The sequence below is a fragment of the Streptomyces sp. NBC_01334 genome (genome assembly GCF_035983595.1).
GTDB lineage: Bacteria > Actinomycetota > Actinomycetes > Streptomycetales > Streptomycetaceae > Streptomyces > Streptomyces coriariae.
Genome location: NZ_CP130718.1, coordinates 2,472,019 through 2,492,181 on the forward strand (window position 1 = coordinate 2,472,019; position 20,163 = coordinate 2,492,181).

Sequence of the window (20,163 nt, forward strand, 5' to 3'; positions counted from 1 at the left end):
TTTCCGCGCGCCCGCCGGATCTTCCTCCCGGAGGCGTTGTCAGTGGTGGGTGCCAGACTGGGCAGCGGATGACGAATCCGGCATTGATCACAAGGGAGTGATCGGCATGGCAGGCACGAACAGCGGGCGCCCGAGCATCTATCCGACGGTGCTGTACACCGACGCGAAAGCGGCGATCCGGCAGCTCACGGAGGCGCTGGGGTTCGCGGAGCTGTCCGTCTACGAGGGCGAGGACGGCTCGGTCGTGCACGCCGAGCTGGTGCAGGGCAACGGCGCGGTGATGCTCGGCTCGAAGGGCCGCGGCGGCGTCTTCGACACGGCGATGAAGGACGCGGGTCCGACCGGGGTGTACGTCGTGGTGGACGACGTCGACGCACACCACCGGCGGGCCGTGGAGCACGGCACGGAGATCCTGATGCCCCCGACGGACCAGGACTACGGCTCACGGGACTACATGGCCCGCGATCTCGAGGGCAACCTCTGGAGCTTCGGCACCTACGCGCCCGAGATACAGGGCTGAGAACCCCGCCGGACCCCGCCGGACCCCGCGCGGAGCTCCGGCGGAGCCCGCGCCGAACCCGTTCAGCTGCCCCCGGTGTGCACCTGGAAGGCGGCCCGGCGGACGGCCTTGGCCAGCGCCGGGTCGGGGTGCGCGGCGGCGAGCGCCACCAGCACCTGCACGGTGCGCGGATGTCCGACGGCGCGCACCTCGGTCAGCAGGGCGGGGACGGTCGGCTGGAGCGCGGACTCCAGGTGACGTACGAGCATCGGCGCCTCCCCGTGGTCGGCGACGGCCGCGGCGGTGTCGACCCACAGCCAGGTGGCCTCCTGCCGGGTGAGCACCTCGTGGGCGTCCTCCGGGTCGACGCCGTCGTGCTCGGCGAGCCAGAGCAGCGCGTACGGCCGCAGGGCGGGCTCGTCGACGACCGCGCGGACATCGGGCTCGGCGGGGGCGCCGACGACGCGCAGCGCCTCGAAGGCGAGACCGCGCAGCAGGGCGTCGTCACCGCGGGCGGCGAACAGCAGCTCGGCGACGGCACTGCCGACGGTCCGGGCGGCGAGCCAGGCGCGGTACTCGGAGCGGGCCGCGTTGGGGCGCAGCTGGGCGCAGCCGCGGAGCATGGCCTCGGCGGACTGCTCGATGTTGCCTGCGGGGCTCTGCGCGGCGACGCAGATCTGCTCGAGCTTGACCCAGACCGCCCAGCTGCCCAGCGGCGTGAGCGTGGCCTGGCCGGCGCCGTAGGTGAGGGCGCCCACGGCGGCGAGGGCGTGCAGGGCCCAGTCGAGGAGGGGGACGAGTTCGGCGTCCTGGGCGGGCTCCGCCGGGTCGGCGTCGACGGAGAGGACCGGGGCGATGGGGGTCGCGGGTTCCGAGCCGGCGCCGTAGGGCACCTCGCAGCGCTCGGTGCGCAGTTCGGTGACCCGCTGGCGCAGCAGGTCAAGGAGCTGCTCCACGGGGACGGGCCCGGCGGAGAGCTGAAGGAAGGAGAGCACCTGGGGCATGGCCGAGACGACCTCGGCGACGGCGGCCGGCTCCTGGTCCCCGGGTTCCGGGGAGGCGAGCGACCAGGCGTCGAACAGGGCGACCCAGCCGCGCAGGACGGCGCTGTCGTCGCGGTTCCAGGCGCGCAGCCGCCAGCCGGGGCGGGCGCTGTCGCCGTGCACCTCGACGAGGCCGGCGAGCCGGGCGGTGTCCCAGTCGGCGCGGATCCGGTCCGTGGTCAGGCCCAGATCACTGGCGGCCCGTTCGGCGGTCGCGTCGGAGAGGGTGGCCTTTCCGTCGGTCGTGGCGGCGTCTCGGCCGGGGCCGAGGGCGTTGTCGGCCCAGCGGGCGACACGGGCCGCGGCGGCCAGTCCGGAGCGCGCCATTCTGGCCAGCTCCGCGGGGGCCGGGGTGCCCTCCGGCGGGCGGGGTGCGGGGCGGCGCGGGCGCCGCTCGTTCACAGCTGAGGGGGCGGCGGCCAGGGGTCGCGGGCGGACGAGTCGAAGCCTGGAGTCGCGCGGGATACGGGACGTCACGGGTGCAGTCTTCCGGTTGACGGTCCGAAAACCCAAACGGAATGTCACGGGGGGCTACGGGGCTGGCCAAGGCACGGGGTTCCGTGACGGGCGGAGAGGCGCCTTCAGGCCAGTGGTACGGGCTTAAACGGAACCGGCGGCACCGGTCCGGCGCCCCTGTCGGGGCGGGCTTGTGCGCGTCACGTCGGCGGGTCACATGAGCGGGGTCAGGAAGCGGCGCAGGGCCTCCTCGTAGGCCGCGGGGTCGGGGTTCCACATGGCGCCGTGCGGGGCGTGCGGGACGGTGTGCAGGGTGACCAGTTCGGGGCGGAGGTCGGCGAGACGGCGGGAGGCGGCCCAGGGAGCGACGGTGTCGTCGGGGCCGTGCAGGACGAGGGTCGGGACCCTCAGCCGGGCCGGATCGGCGGCCGCGTCATCGTGGCCGCCGGGCCCGGCGTGCAGACCGGTGCGGCCTTCGGCGGCGCGGACGGCGAGCGGCAGCAGCGCACCCGGGGTGTGCCGGGCGGCGGCGAGTGCGCGCACCGTCGTCCGCCAGTCCAGGACCGGGGAGTCCAGCACCAGCCCGGAGACGAGATCGCGCAGCCCCGAGTCGGCGGCGGCCCGCAGGGCCATGGTCGCGCCGGTGGACCAGCCGAACAGGACGACGCGTTCGGCGCCGTACCGCACGGCGTACCGCATCGCCGCGTCCAGGTCGCGCCACTCCGTCGCGCCGAGGTGGTTCAGGCCGTCCGGGGAGCGAGGTGCGCCGAGGTCGCCGCGATGGGCCAGGGCGAGGACGGGGAAGCGGCGGCGGTGCAGGAAGCCCATGACGTTCAGGGCGTGTTCCCGGGTGGTGCCCAGGCCGTGCACGGCGATCACCCAGGTGCGGCGCGGGCCGGGCACGAACCAGGCGGGCAGGTTGCCCAGTTCGCCGGGGATGTCGATGTCGGCGTGGTCGAGACCGAGGGCACTGCCGGGGTTGCCGACATACAGGTTGGGGGTGAGCCAGACCGCGTCGCCGGCGCTCAGGGTGCCGTGGGTGACCCGCTCCAGGCGGCGTACGACGGTGTCGGCGGAGTGCGGGGCGGCGGGCAGAACGGGGCCCACGACCGCGTGGGAGCCGTTGCCGGAGAGCCCGTAGGTGCCGGGGCGCAGTGCGGCCAGGTCACGGGTCAGGGTGATCTGGCCGGCGGCCGTGCCGTGCACGGTGAGCCGGGGTTCGGTGGGCAGGGGCCGGCCGGGCGGCGCCTTCAGCGCGGCGTCGCTGGCCAGGCGGCCGGCGGCGACACCGACGGCGGCGGCGGCCAGGGCTGCGGTGACGGCGGCGGCCGTCGCTTTGACAGTGCGCACCCGTCCAGTGTCCTGGCCCGCCTTCCTCCCGGCCAGTGGTGGAGCCGGTCGGGGGACGGCCGGTCACTCCGGCTGCCCGTACCCGCGCAGTCGCTCGCCCGCCTCCGCGACCTGGTCCTCCGTCAGGAGCGTGGGGTTCAGGCCGGGCACGGACGAGGCCGTCAGCCACAGGCGGCACATCCACTCCAGCTGGGCCGTACGGTCGTAGGCCTGGTCGAGGGTGGCGCCGTGGGTGAGGGTGCCGTGGTTCTGAAGGAGGCAGCCGCTCCGGTCGGCGAGGGCGCGGAGCATGTTCTCGGCCAACTCCTCGGTGCCGTAGGGCGCGTAGGGGGCGACCCGGACGGATCCGCCGAGCGCGCCCGCCATGTAGTGGACGCGGGGAAGCTCGGTGACGAGGGTCGAGACGGCGGTCGCGTGCACGGCGTGGGTGTGGACGACCGCCCCGGCGTCCGTGGTGCGGTAGACGGCGAGGTGCATGGGAAGCTCGCTCGTCGGGCGCAGGGTGCCGAGCACCTGCCGGCCGGCCAGGTCGACGCCCGTGACGTCGTCGGGGGTGAGCCGCTCGTAGGGTACGCCCGACGGGGTGACCAGCACGGTGTCGCCGACGCGTACGGAGACGTTGCCGGAGGTGCCGACGACCAGCCCGTCGGTCACGGTGCGGCGGGCCGCCGTCACGAGCGCCTCCCAGGCCCGCGCCTCCTCGAGGACCGCATGCCTCCCCCGCCGCTCCGCCACGTTCTGTACGCCGTCCCGGTGACCCCGGGCGTCCCCCTGCTCGCGTCGCTGCTCAGCCATGCCGCGATCCTGCCAGGAGGCACCGGGGGCCGCCGCCGGGCTGTCCCGCGCCGCGTACCGCTTCGCCCTGCCGGACACGGGCTCGGGCAAGGAGCAGGCCGCGTGTTTCGTACACAATGGCGGCGGCCGGAGCACCGACGGCCGGACCCCGTCGCCCGTGCTCGATGTCGGGCGCCACCCCTGCGACGGGGGCGCCGACGGCACGGCCCGACCGAGGCCCGGACGGTCTCGCGGATCACGCCCTGTGGGTCGCCCGTCACAGGGCGTCCGACGCCGGGGCACGGCCGGCCGGACGCCCGGCAGGGGCCTTCTGACAGTACGCCGACAGCCGCAGCCGCCGGGTGACCGGAATCTCTTTCACGACCCCGGGAGCCGGTGGCGCAGGCCCGCCAAAGACGGGTGACCGTACGGCGCTTGACCCCGGCCCCGGCGCCGCGACGGAAGACCTCCGCACCCCCCTTGCACAGACACCCGGATGCCCTGTTGAGTTCATCTTCCGTTCACCCAGATTGCTTACGGTCAACGCGCCAATGACTTCGAACGATTGCCTGGGTAAATGGAAAACTTCTCGCTGATCCTCGCGATTGTGGTCGTCACCGCACTCGCGTTCGATTTCACGAACGGTTTCCACGACACCGCCAACGCGATGGCCACCACCATCTCGACCGGTGCACTCAAGCCCAAGGTTGCGGTGGCCATGTCCGCCGCGCTCAACCTTGTGGGAGCTTTCCTCTCGGTGGAGGTCGCCAACACGATCTCCAAGGGTCTCGTCGACGAGACCGGCATCCGTCCCGAGGTCATCTTCGCCGCCCTGGTCGGCGCGATCCTCTGGAACCTCCTGACCTGGCTGGTGGGCCTGCCCTCCAGTTCCTCGCACGCCCTGATGGGCGGTCTGATCGGCGCCACCATCGCCTCGGCCGGTATGGGCGCGGTGCACGGTGACGCCCTGGTCACCAAGGTGCTGATCCCGGCGATCGCGGCACCGATCGTCGCGGGCGTCGCGGCGATGCTCGCGACCCGCCTCTCCTACACCCTCGGCAAGAAGGCCGACGGCAAGGCGGCGGCCAAGGGCTACCGCGCGGGCCAGATCGCCTCGGCCGGCCTGGTCTCCCTCGCCCACGGCACCAACGACGCGCAGAAGACGATGGGCATCATCACCCTGGCCCTGGTGGCCGGCGGTGCCGTGGCCCCCGACTCCGACCCGCCCACCTGGGTCATCCTCTCCGCCGGCCTGGCCATCGCGCTCGGCACCTACCTCGGCGGCTGGCGCATCATCCGCACCATGGGCAAGGGCCTGACCGACCTCCAGCCGCAGCAGGGCTTCGCCGCCCAGACCAGCGCGGCCACGGTCATCCTGGCCTCCTCGCACCTCGGCTTCTCCCTCTCCACCACCCACTCGGTCTCCGGTGCGGTGATGGGCGCCGGGCTGGGCCGCAAGGGCGGTGTGGTCCGCTGGTCGACGGCGACCCGGATGTTCGTCGCGTGGGGCCTGACGCTCCCGGCCGCGGCCCTGGTGGGCGCGCTCGCCGAGTCCGTCACCGGCCTGGGCGACTGGGGCACGGCCCTCGTCGCGGTCTTCCTGATCGCCTCCAGCGCGGCCATCTGGAAGGTCTCCCGGCGCGAGGTCGTCGACGCCTCGAACGTCAACGAGCCCGACGAGCCGGCGGGCGTCGTCACGACGGCCATCGCCGCCGTCACCCCGCCGCCCGCGGGCACCCTGGCCGAGGACCTCACGGACCTGACGGCCACGATCCCCGGCCCGGCGGCCGAGCCCGCGACCCCCGCCGCTCCCCCGGCCGCGGCCGTCTGAGCCCGCGCACCCGGCACGAAGGAAGAGAAGCAGCATGAAGATCGACTGGGCAGCCCTGGGCTCTGTCTTCGGCGTCAGCCTCGTGGTCACCGTGGGCCTCGTCGCCCTGTTCACCCTCGGCGTCATGGGCCTGTCGCGGCAGGAACGCGCGTCGGCGCAGGGCGGCTCGGCCACCCTCGCGGTGACCGGCGCGTACGCGTGCTTCGCGGCCTGCGCGGCGGCGGTGGCGTACGGGATCTCACTGATCGTCGCCTGACGCCTTCCGAGAAGCTCACCACCTGCCCTGCCGGACCGTCCAACCGACGTCCGGGCAGGGCAGGTCCGCGGAAACGTCGAGTGTCTCCCGCAGGGACCGCCACACCCCCGGATCCAGCGGCGGGAGCGACCGGCACGCGTCGGCAGCGGTGAGTTGGCCGAGGTCATAGGCGGCCGGGCCCAAGGGGGTCTCGCCGTGCAGAACGTCTGCGTCGAACACCCATGTCACGACGTCTGAGGCGTGGAGCGGAACCGGATCGTCATCGCCGTAGTCCCTCACGAGCTCCTGGCCGCCATCCGCGTCGGCCACCACCAGGAGGCCCCGGTCGCCGTAGGCGTGCACCATGCGACTGTCGTCGCTGACGAGAGCGGGTCGGCCCGCACCGATCCGCCATACGTGGACCCCCTCCCGGGTGGCCAACGCCACGGCGCGCCCATCGGGGCGGAACACCGCCAGCCGGCTCGCCCCCACGTCGTCCGGGACGGGGCTCAGGGTCTCCTCGTCGACCAACTCGAGACGGCCGTCGGGCCGCAGCTCCCAGCATTCCGCGGCTCCGTCAGCCCTCAGGACCAGAAACTGCCCGGGATGGCCCGGGCGGCCCACCGCCGTCATGCAGGCATGATCATCCGCGAGTTCCGGCCCGCACTGCACCCCGCCCAGGCGCCGGATCCGGCCCGTCGCCCCTTCGAGTCGGGCCAGGCCCTCGCCGTCGAGGATCAGGAAATCTCCGGTCCCGAAGCGCCGTACGGAGCTGATGGTCGAGCCGCTTTCCGGATCCGGCGTCCCCTCCGCCGGCGGCGAGGACTTCGCGTTCCTCGCGTTCAGTCCGTCCACGGTGCGCAGATCCCAGTCGTTGCTGCCCCACGCCACGAAGGACCGGCTGTCCTGGCTGATCACGATGCCCGCGTCCAGAGTCGGCACGTTCTCCGTGCGGTGCCGAAGACGTCCCGCGTGGAGCACCGTCTCGTAAGCCTCCAAGGCCACCTCGGCGCCCTCCCGCGAGTGGTTCGTCAGGGCCACGAGCGTCTCTTGCCCGTCCACCCGGTCCATGTCGATCACGGAAGCACGGCCGCCCGGACCCAGGGGGTACGACGTGCTCGTCAGGCGGAAGGTCAGGAGGTCGCGGCCGAGCAACCCGTGAGCGAGAAGACCGTTGACCGTCGAAGTCACGACCATGCCCTGCGCTCCCCCGCTCACGCCCACGGGAAAAGCGGTGGAATAGCGGCGCCCGGACAAGGGATCGAGGACCAGCAACCTCAGGGCGTCGTGGTCCGGCGTCGACTGCTCGTAGTCATCGCTGTCCAGCGCCAGGTAGCGGCCGGAGACGTCCGTGTCGTAGAGCTCGGACCATGATCCGACTGGCTTCGACCCGGGGAGCGAGGGGAGCTGCCAACGCCACTTACCGTCGCTCCGCCCCGTCGCCAGAGCGCGGCCACCGGCGCCCAGCACTACGGCGTCCAGGTTCCCGCTCTCCTGCCCGGCCCGTCGCGTCGTCAGTTCCGCCCACCGGAGGGACCCCACCGACGTCGTCCCGCCGTCCCGGTCGGTCACTTGCCGGGAGACCGACATGGTCAGGCGGTCGGATCGTGCCGAGCTCAGACTCACGTCCTCGATGCACTCGTCCGGTTCCAGCAGACCGTCGGGCAGCGCCGTGCCCGGCCCCTGCATGGCCCGCGCGTCGACCTGGACCGCGCGCAGCGACGAGGCGACGGCCGAGTCCTCGCACAGCGTGAACTCGTCGGGGTCGTCGGAGTCGTCGGCGAGATCCAGACCGTGCAACAGCCACGTCCCGTCGTTCGAGAAATCGAGCACACGAGTGGTGCCGGCACCGGTTGCCCGCCATCGCCAGGACAACGGCTCCGTTCGTGACCTCCCGGGCGCGATCCGCCACACCCGGACCTCTCCTCGGCCGGTCGCGGCGGCGACCTGCGCGCCATCGTCGCTGACGGCCACCACGTCCACCGACGACGGCACGTGAGGCAGCAACCATGCCTGCGGGGTGCCGAGGTCCAGGCCGGTCACCACATGGATCTGCCTGCCCTCCCGTCCGACCGTCATGACGGCCATCACCGTGCCGTCCACGGAGGCGGCGACCTTCTGCGGCTCACCGTCCGGAAGGATCCGGCGCACACCCACCAGCGAGCTGAGCGGCTGCATATACCGCATCAAGGCCGTCCGGGTCCGGGGGAGATCGCTCGTGCGCCGGGCCTCGACGGCCAGCAGAGCGGCACCGACCGGGTCTTCGAGGGCACGGTCGGCGGCGTGGGCGACCAGCGTCCGCGCGGTCTCGTCGGCCCTGTCCTGGCGCTCGTTGAGAAAGTAGCCCCAGATGAGGTAGCCGAGGGAGGCGACCAGCAGGGTCAGGCAGGTCACCAGGGCGACACCGGTGCGGCCTCGCCGCACCGACCGTCTGCGGTGCAGTCGGCTGGCCTGCACGAACTCCGCCTCCTCGGCGGACAGTTCGGCGGGCCGCAGCGCCGACGCCGCTCTGGCCGCGGCCAGTTCCTTGTCGCGCAGCAGAAAGTCGACGTGCCGTTCCCCCTCCTCCCACTCCCGCAGCCGTCCTCGCAGCCGCTCGTGCCAGGTCAGGAACTCTCGCGACTCCTCCAGCCATGACCGCAGCGTCGGCCACCGGCACACCAGCGCCTCGTGGGCCAGCGCCACCGTCTCCCTCCCCGAGCTGTCCCGGGCGATGACGAGGAGCCGGGTCCCGGCCAACGTCTGCGCAGCAGAGCGCAGTTCGGCCGGGAGCTGGTCGAAGGCGCGGGCGACGCGGGCGTACTCCAGACCCTTGGTGGGGCGGACTAGGCGTTCGAAGAGGCGGCGGGCGGTCTCCTCGTCCGGTCCGCCCGGGGCCTTGCCGGCCCGGGAGAGCTGGTCGTCGGCGTAGCGAGAAAGCGCCCCGGCGACACCGCCCATCGCCCGGTACGCAGCATGCGTGAGGCGGCCTCGCTCCTGCCGGTCCCATAGTTGCGAGAGGGCGAACTCCACGAGCGGCAGCGCCCCGGATCCGGTGCCCGCGTCTGCGGTGATCCGTTCGGCCAGGCCGGTCTCGAACTCCACCCCGGGCACGGCGTCCACGGGGCGGCGCACCACCTCGTCCAGTTGTGCCGGGGTCATCGGCGCGATCATTTGGAGGGCGCCACTGAGGTCCTCCGCGTGACCGTGGACGACGAGTTCCTCCAGGGAGGCCGAACGCAGGGTGGCCAGGACACTCAGGCGGCGGCCGGACGGATGGACCGCTCGGGTCATGGGAAGAAGGACGTCCATCAGGGCGCCAGCGTCCGCGGGACGCGCGCCCACCGTCTCCTCGAACTGGTCGAGAAGGATGAGGTGACCCTCGGGGCCGGAGTCGTCCAGGATGCGCGCGCCCAGCAGTACGGCCGTCTCGGTGCGGCGGATCCGGTCCGTGCCGGCGCACAGGTCCCGGGCCAGCGCCCGCACCGGCGGGAACTGGCCGCTCAGTGTCTCCATCAGCGTCCGTACCGGGTCGGCGTCCGGTTGGCCGGCGAAGTCCGTGACGGTGTGTCCGGACGCCCGCAGCAACGGCAGGGCGCCGGCTCGGACCAGCGAGGACTTGCCGACTCCCGACGCCCCGGCCACCGGCACGAAGGCGTGGGCGCGCACGGCCTCGGCGAGGCGTTCGCTGTCCGCCCGGCGCGCGAAGAAGACCGCGGCGTCCTGCTCCCGGAACGGGCGCAGGCCCCGGAAGGGGGACGGGCGCAGCGACGGGTCCAGGCCCAGGAGCAGCGCGGCGGGGATGAGGTAGGCCGTGGTGGCGCCGGTGCCGGTCTCCGCGGCGACGGTCATGCCGACCACCCCGCCCTGTTCGGTGTCCCATACCGGTCCCCCACTGAATCCGCGGCCGACAGGGGGACCGCCGCCCGTCGGACGGGCCTCCATCGACGTCCAGCCCTTGCCCACGGGGGCGCGGAGGCGGCCGTCCACCCAGACGCCGTGGTCGTCGGTGTGTGAGGGGAAGCCCAGGACACCGAAGGCGTGGTCCCAGACGGCGGCGTCCCCGGCGAAGCGCACCGGAGCGGTGCCGGCGACCGTTTCCTCCAAAGTGAGCAGCGCGATGTCACCGCTGCCGTCATGGGTGACGGGTCGCCAGTGCGCGACCGTCGCGGACAGGCGCGGGGAAGGCGGAGCAAGCAGCGGGAAGTCGACGCTCACCGGTGCGACGGGAGGCGCGGGCTCGGTGTCCCGCGTCCCCAGCGCGCTCGCCACAACATGCGCGCAAGTGCACAGGGTCCGCTCCGCGACGAGGAAGCCGCTGCCGGTGACCCGGCCGTCCGCGCTCCAGAAGCGAGCGATGGCGCGGACGAGCTCACCGTCAGGCCCGGCTGTCACCGGCACGCCGCCCGGAGTCGCCCGACCCGTCCCGCCGCGCCCAGTGCATGTTCACGGTGAAGTGGGCCTCGGTCGAGCCACGCGCGACCACGACCCCCGCCTCGGCACTGAGCGTGATGCCGAACTCGACGGTGACGGCGTCCGGTGGGCTGGGCAGTGCCCGGGTGCCCTCCAGGACCGCGCCCAGTGCGGGGCGCACCCGGGTGAGCGCCTGCTGGAGGGTCTCCGCCGCTCCGGCGACCGTGCCGCCGCGCGACACGCGCTGGACCCCGGCCGGGCCGTCCCCGACCACCTCCATCAAGACGATCTGACCGTCGTCGAGCACCATTTCCCCCACGTACGCCATCAGGCGCCCCTCCCGCGGCCGTTGCCCCCCACAGGGGGCGTAGGGGGACATTGCAGGCGTTGATGTTCCGCGTCCGCAAGCCGTCCCGGCGAGGACCATCCGTGCGAGGGGCCTTCTGGCGAGCGGGTCCCGGCGGGCCGGTCGGCATGATAACGGTGTGGGGTTCTGCACACTCGAGCCTCGCAGGTCAAAGGCAAGTTGACGGCTCTTGCGGGCCGTGGTGGACTGCCCGAGCCATGTACGGCAGCAGAAGAGGAAGCCGGTGTGAATCCGGCGCGGTCCCGCCACTGTGACCGGGGTAGAAACCCCCGGGAGCCAGGAACTCTCGCCGCCGGTCTCGTCGAACCAGGGCGTGGACACCCTGAGTGAGGACATATCGCCATGCTCGCTCGGCCGTTGAGGTACGCCACCAGGTCGCTGCCCGACCCCACGGCCGGCTGAGCCGATGCGTGCCGATCGCCTCTACGCGTACGGCGCCGCCACCGGCCTTCTGGGCGACCTGCTGCTCGGCGATCCCCGCCGAGGGCATCCCGTCGCCGCGTTCGGGCGGGCCGCCGGTGCCGTCGAGCGGCTGCTGTGGCGGGACCACCGGGGAAGCGGTGCCCTGCACGCCGTCGTGTGCGCCGGCGGGGCCGTGGCCCTGGGAGCAGTCGCCGAGCGGGCCGTACGCCGCTCCCCCGCCGCCACCGTCGCTCTCGTCTCCGCCGCCACCTGGGCCGTGGTGGGGGGCAGTTCGCTGGTCCGGGAGGCCCGGGCCGTCGGCCGGTCGCTCGAGGCGGGGGACGTCGAGGCCGCCCGGGAGCGGCTGCCGCACCTGTGCGGGCGGGATCCGCAGGCGCTCGACGCCGACGGGATCGCCCGGGCGGTCGTGGAGTCCGTCGCCGAGAACACCTCCGACGCCGTCGTCGGGGCGCTGGTGTGGGGGGCCGTGGGCGGGGTGCCGGGCCTGGTCGGGTTCCGGGCCGTCAACACCCTGGACGCCATGGTCGGTCACCGGTCGCCTAGGTATCTGCGCTACGGCTGGGCCGCCGCCCGTCTCGATGACGTCGCCGGATGGCCGGGAGCCCGGCTGACCGCCGTGCTCGCCGCCGTCGCGGGGGACGATCCGCGGGGCGCCGTGCGGGCCTGGCGGGCCGACGCCCGCCGTCATCCGAGCCCCAACGCCGGTCCCGTGGAAGCGTCGTTCGCGGGCGCCCTCGGGGTGCGGCTGGGCGGGACCCTGTCGTACGCCGGGCGGGTCGAGCACCGGCCCGTGCTGAACGGCGCCGCCGGGCGGCCCGTCGTCGCCCGGGACATCGAACGTGCCGCGCGGCTCTCCCGCCGCGTCGGTCTGCTCGCGCTCGGCGTCACCGTCGCCGCGCGCGTCGTCGCCACGGGCATCGTCGCGGGCAACCGGCGCAACCACATCGACCAGCTGAAGGGGCGTACGACATGAGCGGGGGTCTCCTCGTCGCCGGCACCACCTCCGACGCCGGCAAGAGCGTCGTCACGGCCGGGATCTGCCGGTGGCTGGTGCGGCAGGGGGTGAAGGTCGCACCCTTCAAGGCGCAGAACATGTCCCTCAACTCGTTCGTGACGACGGAGGGCGCCGAGATCGGGCGGGCCCAGGCCATGCAGGCCCAGGCCTGCCGGGTGGAGCCGACCGCGCTGATGAACCCCGTGCTGCTCAAGCCGGGCGGTGAGCAGAGCAGTCAGGTCGTGCTGCTCGGCAAGCCGGTGGGCGAGATGAGTGCCCGGGGATACCACGGGGGGCGTCAGCAGAAACTCCTCGGAACCGTTCTCGACTGCCTCGCCGAGTTGCGGGGCACGTATGACGCGGTGATCTGTGAGGGTGCGGGCAGTCCGGCCGAGATCAATCTGCGGCGGACCGACATCGTGAACATGGGGATCGCGCGGGGCGCGCGGCTGCCCGTGCTCGTCGTCGGCGACATCGACCGCGGGGGCGTCTTCGCCTCCTTCTTCGGCACCGTCGCCCTGCTCTCGCCCGAGGACCAGGAGCTGGTCGCCGGGTTCCTGGTCAACAAGTTCCGGGGGGACGTCTCCCTGCTGGAGCCGGGCCTGGACATGCTGCACGGGCTCACCGGGCGGCGGACGTACGGCGTGCTGCCGTTCCGGCACGGGCTCGGGATCGACGAGGAGGACGGGCTGAGGGTCTCGCTGCGCGGGACCGTGCGGGAGTCGAACACCGCCCCGCCCGTCGGCGAGGACGTGCTGCGGGTCGCCGTCTGCGCCGTCCCGCTCATGTCCAACTTCACGGACGTGGACGCGCTCGCCGCCGAACCCGGCGTCGTCGTGCGGTTCGTGGACCGGCCCGAGGAACTGGCCGACGCCGACCTGGTGGTGATCCCGGGGACCCGGGGAACCGTGCGCGCCCTGGAGTGGCTCCGTGAGCGGGGGTTGGCCGAGGCTGTTCTGCGCAGGGTCGCCGAGCAGCGGCCCGTCCTCGGCATCTGCGGTGGCTTCCAGCTCCTCGGCGAGCACATCGAGGACGAGGTCGAGAGCCGGCTCGGACAGGTGGAGGGCCTCGGAGTCCTCCCGGTCCGGGTGCGGTTCGCCCGCGAGAAGACCCTCACCCGGCCGGTGGGGGAAGCCCTCGGCGAGCGGGTCGAGGGGTACGAGATCCATCACGGGGTCGCCGACGTCCAGGGGGGCGAGGCGTTCATCTCCGACGGTCGGGGCCACAGTCTGGACGGCTGCCGGGTCGGACAGACCTGGGGCACGCACTGGCACGGCTCGCTGGAGTCGGACGGATTCCGGCGGGCCTTCCTGCGCGAGGTGGCGGCCGCCGCGGGCCGTCGTTTCGTGCCCGCCGCAGACACCTCGTTCGCCGGGCTGCGCGAGGAACAGCTCGACCGGCTCGGCGACCTGATCGAACAGCACGCGGACACCGACGCGCTCTGGCGGCTCATCGAGTCGGGCGCGCCGCAAGGACTGCCTTTCATTCCACCGGGAGCGCCCGCATGAGCACAGTGTTGTTGTTGTCGACCGCCGACACGGATCTGCTGGCGGCCCGGGCCGCTTCCGGCGCCTCGTACCGGATCGGAAACCCGACCCGGGTCGATGTCGCCGGGGAACTCCCCGCGCTCCTCGACGGCGCCGACATCGCCGTCGTCCGGCTGCTCGGCGGCAAGCGGGCCTGGGAGGACGGGCTCGCCGCGCTCAAGGCGTCCGGCGTGCCGACCGTGCTGCTGGGCGGCGAGACCGTGCCCGACGCGGAGCTGATGGCCGAGTCGTCGGTGCCCGCCGGTGTGGTGGCGGAGGCGCTGCGGTATCTCGTCGAGGGCGGGCCGGCCAACCTGACCGAGCTGGCCCGGTTCCTCTCCGACACCGTGCTGCTGACCGGTGAGGGTTTCGTCGAGCCGCAGAAGATGCCCGAGTACGGCGTCCATGGCGAGCGTGCCTTCGTCGAGGGCCGGCCGACCATCGGGGTGCTCTTCTACCGGGCGCACGAACTGAGCGGCAACACCGCCTTCGTGGACACGCTGTGCGACGCCGTCGAGGCACGCGGCGCCAACGCCCTGCCCGTGTACTGCGGTTCGCTGCGCGGGGCGGACCCGGGGCTGTACGAGATCCTCGGGCGGACCGACACCCTCGTCGCCACGGTTCTCGCCGCCGGCGGCGCGCACGCCTCGCAGGCCTCGGCGGGCGGGGACGAGGAGGCCTGGGACATCGGCGCGCTCGCCGAGCTCGACGTCCCCGTGCTGCAAGGACTGTGCCTCACCTCGTCGAAGAGCGCCTGGGACGAGTCCGACGCCGCTCTCTCCCCCATGGACGCGGCGATGCAGGTCGCCATCCCGGAGTTCGACGGGCGGATCATCACGGTCCCCTTCTCCTTCAAGGAGCAGGGCCCGGACGACGTGCCGGTGTACATCGCCGACCCCGAGCGGGCCGGACGTGTCGCCGGGATCGCCGTACGGCACGCCCGGTTGCGGTACAAGCCGAACAGCGAGAAGAAGCTCGCGCTCGTCTTCACCGCCTATCCGACCAAGCACTCGCGGGTCGGCAACGCGGTCGGCCTCGACACCCCCGCCTCGGCCATCCGGGTCCTGGACGCTCTGCGGGACGCCGGGTACGGGGTCCAGGGGCATCCGGACAACGGCGACGAGCTGATCCACCGGCTCATCAACGCCGGTGGCCACGACGTCGAATGGCTCACCGAGGAGCAGCTGGCCGCCGCGCCCGCCCGGGTCCCGCTGGCCGACTACCGGGCCTGGTTCGACAAGCTCGACCCGCACCTGCGGGACGGCATGCTGGAGGCGTGGGGCGAGCCGCCGGGTTCGCTGTACGTCGACGGGGACGACATCGTGCTGGCCTCCCTGCAGTTCGGGAACGTCGTCGTGATGATCCAGCCGCCGCGCGGCTTCGGCGAGAACCCGATCGCGATCTACCACGACCCCGACATGCCGCCGTCGCACCACTACATGGCGGCCTACCGGTGGCTGGAGAACAGCTTCGGCGCCGACGCCGTCGTGCACATGGGCAAGCACGGCACGATGGAGTGGCTGCCGGGCAAGGGCCTCGGGCTGAGCGGGGGCTGTGCGCCGGACGCCGTCCTCGGTGATCTGCCGCTCGTCTACCCGTTCATCGTCAACGACCCCGGCGAGGGCACCCAGGCCAAGCGGCGCGGGCACGCCACCGTCGTCGACCATCTCGTGCCGCCGATGGCACGCGCCGACACGTACGGCGACCTGGCCAAGCTGGAGCAGCTCCTCGACGAGTACGCGCTCGTCTCCGACCTGGACCCGACGAAGGCGCCGGCCGTGCGCGCGCAGATCTGGACGCTGGTGAAGGCGGCCGAGCTGCACCACGACCTGCACGTCGACGACCAGCCGGACGACGACGCGTTCGACGAGTTCGTCATGCACATCGACGGTTATCTGTGCGAGATCAAGGACGTGCAGATCAGGGACGGGCTGCACATCCTCGGCGGCGGGCCGGTCGGCGAGGCGCGGGTGAACCTCGTGCTGGCCGTGCTGCGCGCCTCGCAGGTGTGGGGCGGTCAGGCGAACGCGCTGCCGGGACTGCGGGCCGCGCTGGCCGCCCATTTCGGGCTGGTCGAGAAGGAGTTGCTCGCCGAGCCGGGTGCGCCGGTGAAGGTCCCGGTCGAGCTGACGGATCTCGTCGAGGGCCCCGCCCGTACCGGCGCCGACGCCATCGACCTGCTGGAGCAGCTGTGCCGGCGGATCGCGGAGGGCGCGGAGGAGCGCGGGTGGGCGGTCGCCGGAAGCCGGGCGCTGGTCCGAGAGGTCCTGGGCACCGAACTCCCGGACGCCGTCGCGGTGCTGGAGTTCGCGTGCACGGAGGTCGTACCGCGGCTGGAGCGGACCACCGACGAGGTCGGGCACATCCTCAAGGCGCTGGACGGCGGTTACGTCCCGGCCGGCCCGTCGGGCTCTCCGACGCGGGGGCTGGTCAACGTCCTGCCGACCGGCCGGAACTTCTACTCGGTCGACCCCAAGGCCATTCCCTCCAGGCTGAGTTGGGAGGTCGGGCAGTCTCTCGCGGACTCCCTCGTGCAGCGGTACCTCCAGGACACGGGCGACTACCCGAAGTCCGTCGGCCTGACGGTCTGGGGCACCTCCGCGATGCGCACACAGGGCGACGACATCGCCGAGATCCTGGCGCTGCTCGGCTGCCGTCCGGTGTGGGACGACGCCTCGCGCCGGGTGACGGGCTTCGAGGTCGTGCCCCTGGCCGAGCTGGGCCGGCCGCGCATCGACGTGACGGTCCGCATCTCCGGGTTCTTCCGGGACGCGTTCCCGCACGTGGTGGGGCTGATCGACGACGCCGTGCGGGCGGTGGCCGAGCTGGCCGAGCCCGCCGAGTCCAACTTCGTGCGCGCCCACGTGGACGAGGACGCCGCCGCGCACGGCGACCGGCGCCGTGCGACGGCCCGTATCTTCGGCTCCAAGCCGGGGGCCTACGGGGCGGGGCTGCTGCCGCTGATCGACGCCCGCAACTGGCGCTCGGACGCGGACCTCGCCGAGGTGTACGCCGTCTGGGGCGGGTACGCCTACGGGCGCGGGCTCGACGGGCGGGCGGCGCGCGGGGACATGGAGACGGCGTTCAAGCGGATCGCCGTCGCGGCCAAGAACGTGGACACGCGCGAGCACGACCTCGTCGACGCCGACGACTACTTCCAGTACCACGGCGGCATGGTCGCCATGGTGCGGCACCTGACGGGTGCCAACCCCGAGGCGTACGTGGGCGATTCCGCGACACCGGACCAGGTGAAGACGCGAACGCTCGGCGAGGAGACGCACCGCGTGTTCCGGGCCCGGGTGGTCAACCCGCGCTGGATGGCGGCCATGCGCCGGCACGGCTACAAGGGCGCCTTCGAGATGGCGGCGACGGTCGACTACCTCTTCGGGTACGACGCCACCGCCGGAGTCGTCGACGACTGGATGTACGAGAAACTCAGCGCCGAGTACGTCTTCGACGCGGAGAACCGGGACTTCATGAAGAAGTCCAACCCGTGGGCCCTGCGGGGCATCACCGAGCGGCTCCTGGAAGCCGCCGACCGCGGGCTGTGGGCCGAGCCGGACGCCGACACGATCGAGCGGCTGCGCGCCACCTATCTGGAGCTGGAAGGCGACTTGGAGGGCGACGAGAAGTGAGTACTCCTTTCCCGTTCACGGCCGTCGTCGGCCAGGACGACCTGCGGCTCGCGCTGCTGCTGAACGCCGTCTCGCCGGCGGTGGGCGGGGTGCTGGTCCGTGGTGAGAAAGGCACCGCCAAGTCCACGGCCGTCCGCGCCCTCGCGGCGCTCATGCCCGCCCTGGACGTGGTCGTCGGCTGCCGGTTCTCCTGCGACCCCGACTCCCCCGACCCCGCCTGCCCGGACGGGCCGCACGAACCGGGGGCCTTCGAGACCCGGCCGGCCCGGATGGTCGAACTGCCCGTCGGCGCCTCCGAGGACCGGCTGGTCGGCGCCCTCGACATCGAGCGGGCGCTCGCCGAGGGTGTCAAGGCCTTCGAGCCGGGACTCCTCGCGGACGCGCACCGCGGGATCCTGTACGTCGACGAGGTCAACCTCCTGCACGACCACCTGGTCGACCTGCTGCTCGACGCGGCCGCGATGGGTGCCTCGTACGTGGAGCGCGAGGGTGTCTCCGTGCGCCACGCCGCGCGGTTCCTGCTCGTCGGGACGATGAACCCCGAGGAGGGCGAACTGCGGCCGCAGTTGCTCGACCGGTTCGGGCTGACGGTGGAGGTGGCCGCCTCGCGCGAACCCGACCAGCGGGTGGAGGTCGTCCGGCGCAGGCTCGCCCACGACGACGATCCGGCCGGTTTCGCCGAGCGGTGGGCGGACGAGGAAAGCGCCGTACGCGGGCGGATCGTGGCGGCGCGCAAGCTGTTGCCCTCGGTGCGGCTGGGCGACGGGGCGCTGCGGCAGATCGCGGCGACCTGCGCCGCCTTCGAGGTGGACGGCATGCGGGCCGACATCGTGATGGCGCGGACGGCCACGGCGCTGGCCGCCTGGGCCGGGCGCACGGACGTGCTCGCGGAGGACGTACGGCAGGCAGCGCTGCTGGCGCTGCCGCACCGCCGGCGCCGGAACCCCTTCGACGCCCCGGGGCTCGACGAGGACAAACTCGACGACACGCTGGAGGAGTTCGCCGGCCCGGACGACGAGGATCCCGACCCCGACCCCGACGGGCCCGGCGGCGGGGACGGCGGGGAGCCGCCGCAGTCCGACGGTGACGGTCCGCAGGGCGACGACACCGCCGCCCGTCCCGAGACGGACGAGAGCCCGGCGGGCACGGAGAGCGGCGAGGGCGGGGAGCCGCAGCCCGCCGGTTCCGGTGCCGGGGAGCAGTCCCCCGTACGGGCCGCCGAGCCGTTCCGTACGAAGGTGCTGAGCGTGCCCGGGCTCGGTGAGGGTGCCGCCGGACGGCGCTCACGGGCGCGGACCGAGCACGGGCGCACGACGGGCGCGCGGCGGCCCCGGGGCACGCTGACCAAGCTGCACCTGGCCGCCACGGTGATGGCCGCCGCCCCGCACCAGCGGCAGCGGGGGCGGACCGGGCGCGGGCTCGTGGTACGCCGGGACGATCTGCGGCAGGCGACCCGGGAGGGGCGTGAGGGGAACCTCGTGCTGTTCGTCGTGGACGCGTCCGGATCGATGGCGGCCCGGCAGCGGATGAGCGCGGTGAAGGGCGCCGTGCTGTCGCTGCTGCTCGACGCCTATCAGCGGCGCGACAAGGTGGGGCTCGTCAGCTTCCGGGGGACGGCCGCGGACCTCGCGCTGCCGCCCACCTCGTCGGTGGACGCCGCCGCCGCACGGCTGGAGTCACTGCCCACCGGCGGGCGGACGCCGCTCGCCGCCGGGCTGCTCAAGGCGCACGACGTGCTGCGGGTCGAGCGCCTGCGGGATCCGGCACGGCGGGCGCTGGTCGTCGTGGTGACGGACGGACGGGCCACCGGTGGCCCGGAGCCGGTCGCCCTCGCCGGGCGGGCGGCACGGTTGTTCGCCGCCGAGGGGATCGCGTCGGTGGTCGTCGACTGCGAGTCGGGGCCCGTGCGGCTGGGGCTCGCGGGGCAGCTCGCGGGCGAGCTGGGGGGTACGGCCGTGACGCTGGACGAGCTGCGGGCCGACTCCATCGCCGGGCTGGTCAGGGACGTGCAGGGGACTTCGAGGAGGGTCGCGTAATGCCTCAGGGACAGCCGAGTGTGGTGCCGGACGACGGGCTGACCACACGTCAGCGACGCAACCGGCCGCTGGTCGTCGTGCACACGGGCGTCGGCAAGGGCAAGTCCACCGCCGCCTTCGGGCTCGCGCTGCGGGCCTGGAACCAGGGGTGGCCCATCGGGGTGTTCCAGTTCGTCAAGTCGGCGAAGTGGAAGGTCGGCGAGGAGAACGCGCTGCGCGTGCTGGGCGCCTCCGGCGAGGGCGGGAGCGTCGACTGGCACAAGATGGGCGAGGGGTGGTCCTGGGTCCAGCGGGACTCCCAGATGGACAACGAGGAGAAGGCCCGGGAGGGCTGGGAGCAGGTCAAGCGGGATCTCGCCGCCGAGACGTACAAGCTGTACGTGCTCGACGAGTTCGCGTACCCGATGCACTGGGGCTGGGTCGACACGGACGAGGTCGTCGACGTGCTGCGCCACCGGCCGGGCACCCAGCACGTCGTGATCACCGGGCGGAACGCGCCCGAGAAGCTCGTCGACGTCGCCGACCTCGTCACCGACATGTCCAAGGTCAAGCATCCGATGGACGCGGGCCAGAAGGGGCAGCGGGGTATCGAGTGGTGACGC

Annotated in this window: 13 protein-coding genes and 1 riboswitch; of the genes, 8 read left to right on the forward strand and 5 right to left on the reverse strand. The window is 73.2% G+C overall.

Features of this window, described 5'->3' with window-relative positions; translation table 11 throughout:
• Positions 1-106: 106 nt before the first annotated feature.
• Positions 107-520, forward strand: coding sequence for a VOC family protein (locus OG736_RS11260; RefSeq protein WP_314222480.1), 414 nt, complete (start codon positions 107-109; stop codon positions 518-520).
• A gap of 62 nt (positions 521-582) precedes the next feature.
• On the opposite strand, the gene OG736_RS11265 is transcribed toward OG736_RS11260, so the two are convergent.
• The 3 genes from OG736_RS11265 to OG736_RS11275 all read right to left on the reverse strand — a co-directional run bounded on the left by OG736_RS11265 (position 583) and on the right by OG736_RS11275 (position 4,143).
• The gene (locus tag OG736_RS11265) at positions 583-2,019 is read right to left on the reverse strand and encodes a hypothetical protein (protein WP_327182302.1); all 1,437 of its coding nucleotides are present in this window, start codon (positions 2,017-2,019) and stop codon (positions 583-585) included.
• A 192-nt stretch (positions 2,020-2,211) separates the two neighbouring features.
• Positions 2,212-3,348 carry an alpha/beta hydrolase gene (locus OG736_RS11270; RefSeq protein ID WP_327182303.1) on the reverse strand — a complete coding sequence of 379 codons (1,137 nt, stop codon included), beginning with the start codon at positions 3,346-3,348 and terminating at the stop codon, positions 2,212-2,214.
• Between the two features lie 63 nt (positions 3,349-3,411).
• Complete coding sequence (locus tag OG736_RS11275) at positions 3,412-4,143, reverse strand: class II aldolase/adducin family protein (RefSeq protein WP_327182304.1); 732 nt, start codon at positions 4,141-4,143, stop codon at positions 3,412-3,414.
• A 556-nt stretch (positions 4,144-4,699) separates the two neighbouring features.
• On the opposite strand from OG736_RS11275, the gene OG736_RS11280 reads away from it, so the two are divergent.
• Positions 4,700-5,953 (forward strand): inorganic phosphate transporter, encoded by a 1,254-nt coding sequence (locus tag OG736_RS11280; protein ID WP_327182305.1) that lies wholly within the window; start codon positions 4,700-4,702, stop codon positions 5,951-5,953.
• A 34-nt stretch (positions 5,954-5,987) separates the two neighbouring features.
• Positions 5,988-6,209: a hypothetical protein gene (locus tag OG736_RS11285; protein WP_020130440.1), complete on the forward strand. Its 222-nt coding sequence runs from the start codon at positions 5,988-5,990 to the stop codon at positions 6,207-6,209.
• Between the two features lie 15 nt (positions 6,210-6,224).
• On the opposite strand, the gene OG736_RS11290 is transcribed toward OG736_RS11285, so the two are convergent.
• Together OG736_RS11290 and OG736_RS11295 are read right to left on the reverse strand one after the other, a co-directional pair.
• On the reverse strand, positions 6,225-10,562 hold the full coding sequence (locus tag OG736_RS11290) for an nSTAND1 domain-containing NTPase (protein ID WP_327182306.1): 4,338 nt from the start codon (positions 10,560-10,562) through the stop codon (positions 6,225-6,227).
• Positions 10,546-10,908, reverse strand: a complete 363-nt coding sequence (locus OG736_RS11295) for a CU044_2847 family protein (protein WP_327182307.1) — start codon at positions 10,906-10,908, stop codon at positions 10,546-10,548. The genes OG736_RS11290 and OG736_RS11295 overlap by 17 nt, the downstream gene beginning before the upstream one ends.
• Positions 10,909-11,112: 204 nt before the next feature.
• Positions 11,113-11,252: riboswitch (cobalamin riboswitch) on the forward strand.
• Positions 11,253-11,353: 101 nt separating this feature from the next.
• Between OG736_RS11295 and OG736_RS11300 the strand changes: the two genes are divergently transcribed.
• The 5 genes from OG736_RS11300 to cobO are packed head-to-tail and all read left to right on the forward strand — an operon-like array spanning position 11,354 to position 20,160.
• Complete coding sequence (locus OG736_RS11300) at positions 11,354-12,343, forward strand: cobalamin biosynthesis protein (RefSeq protein WP_327182308.1); 990 nt, start codon at positions 11,354-11,356, stop codon at positions 12,341-12,343.
• Positions 12,340-13,872, forward strand: coding sequence for a cobyric acid synthase (locus OG736_RS11305; protein WP_327182309.1), 1,533 nt, complete (start codon positions 12,340-12,342; stop codon positions 13,870-13,872). Before OG736_RS11300 ends, OG736_RS11305 begins: the two co-directional genes overlap by 4 nt.
• The gene (cobN, locus tag OG736_RS11310; RefSeq protein ID WP_327182310.1) at positions 13,869-17,525 is read left to right on the forward strand and encodes a cobaltochelatase subunit CobN; all 3,657 of its coding nucleotides are present in this window, start codon (positions 13,869-13,871) and stop codon (positions 17,523-17,525) included. Before OG736_RS11305 ends, cobN begins: the two co-directional genes overlap by 4 nt.
• Complete coding sequence (locus OG736_RS11315; protein WP_327182311.1) at positions 17,522-19,561, forward strand: putative cobaltochelatase; 2,040 nt, start codon at positions 17,522-17,524, stop codon at positions 19,559-19,561. The genes cobN and OG736_RS11315 overlap by 4 nt, the downstream gene beginning before the upstream one ends.
• Complete coding sequence (gene cobO / locus OG736_RS11320; RefSeq protein ID WP_057599288.1) at positions 19,561-20,160, forward strand: cob(I)yrinic acid a,c-diamide adenosyltransferase; 600 nt, start codon at positions 19,561-19,563, stop codon at positions 20,158-20,160. Before OG736_RS11315 ends, cobO begins: the two co-directional genes overlap by 1 nt.
• Positions 20,161-20,163 lie beyond the last annotated feature (3 nt).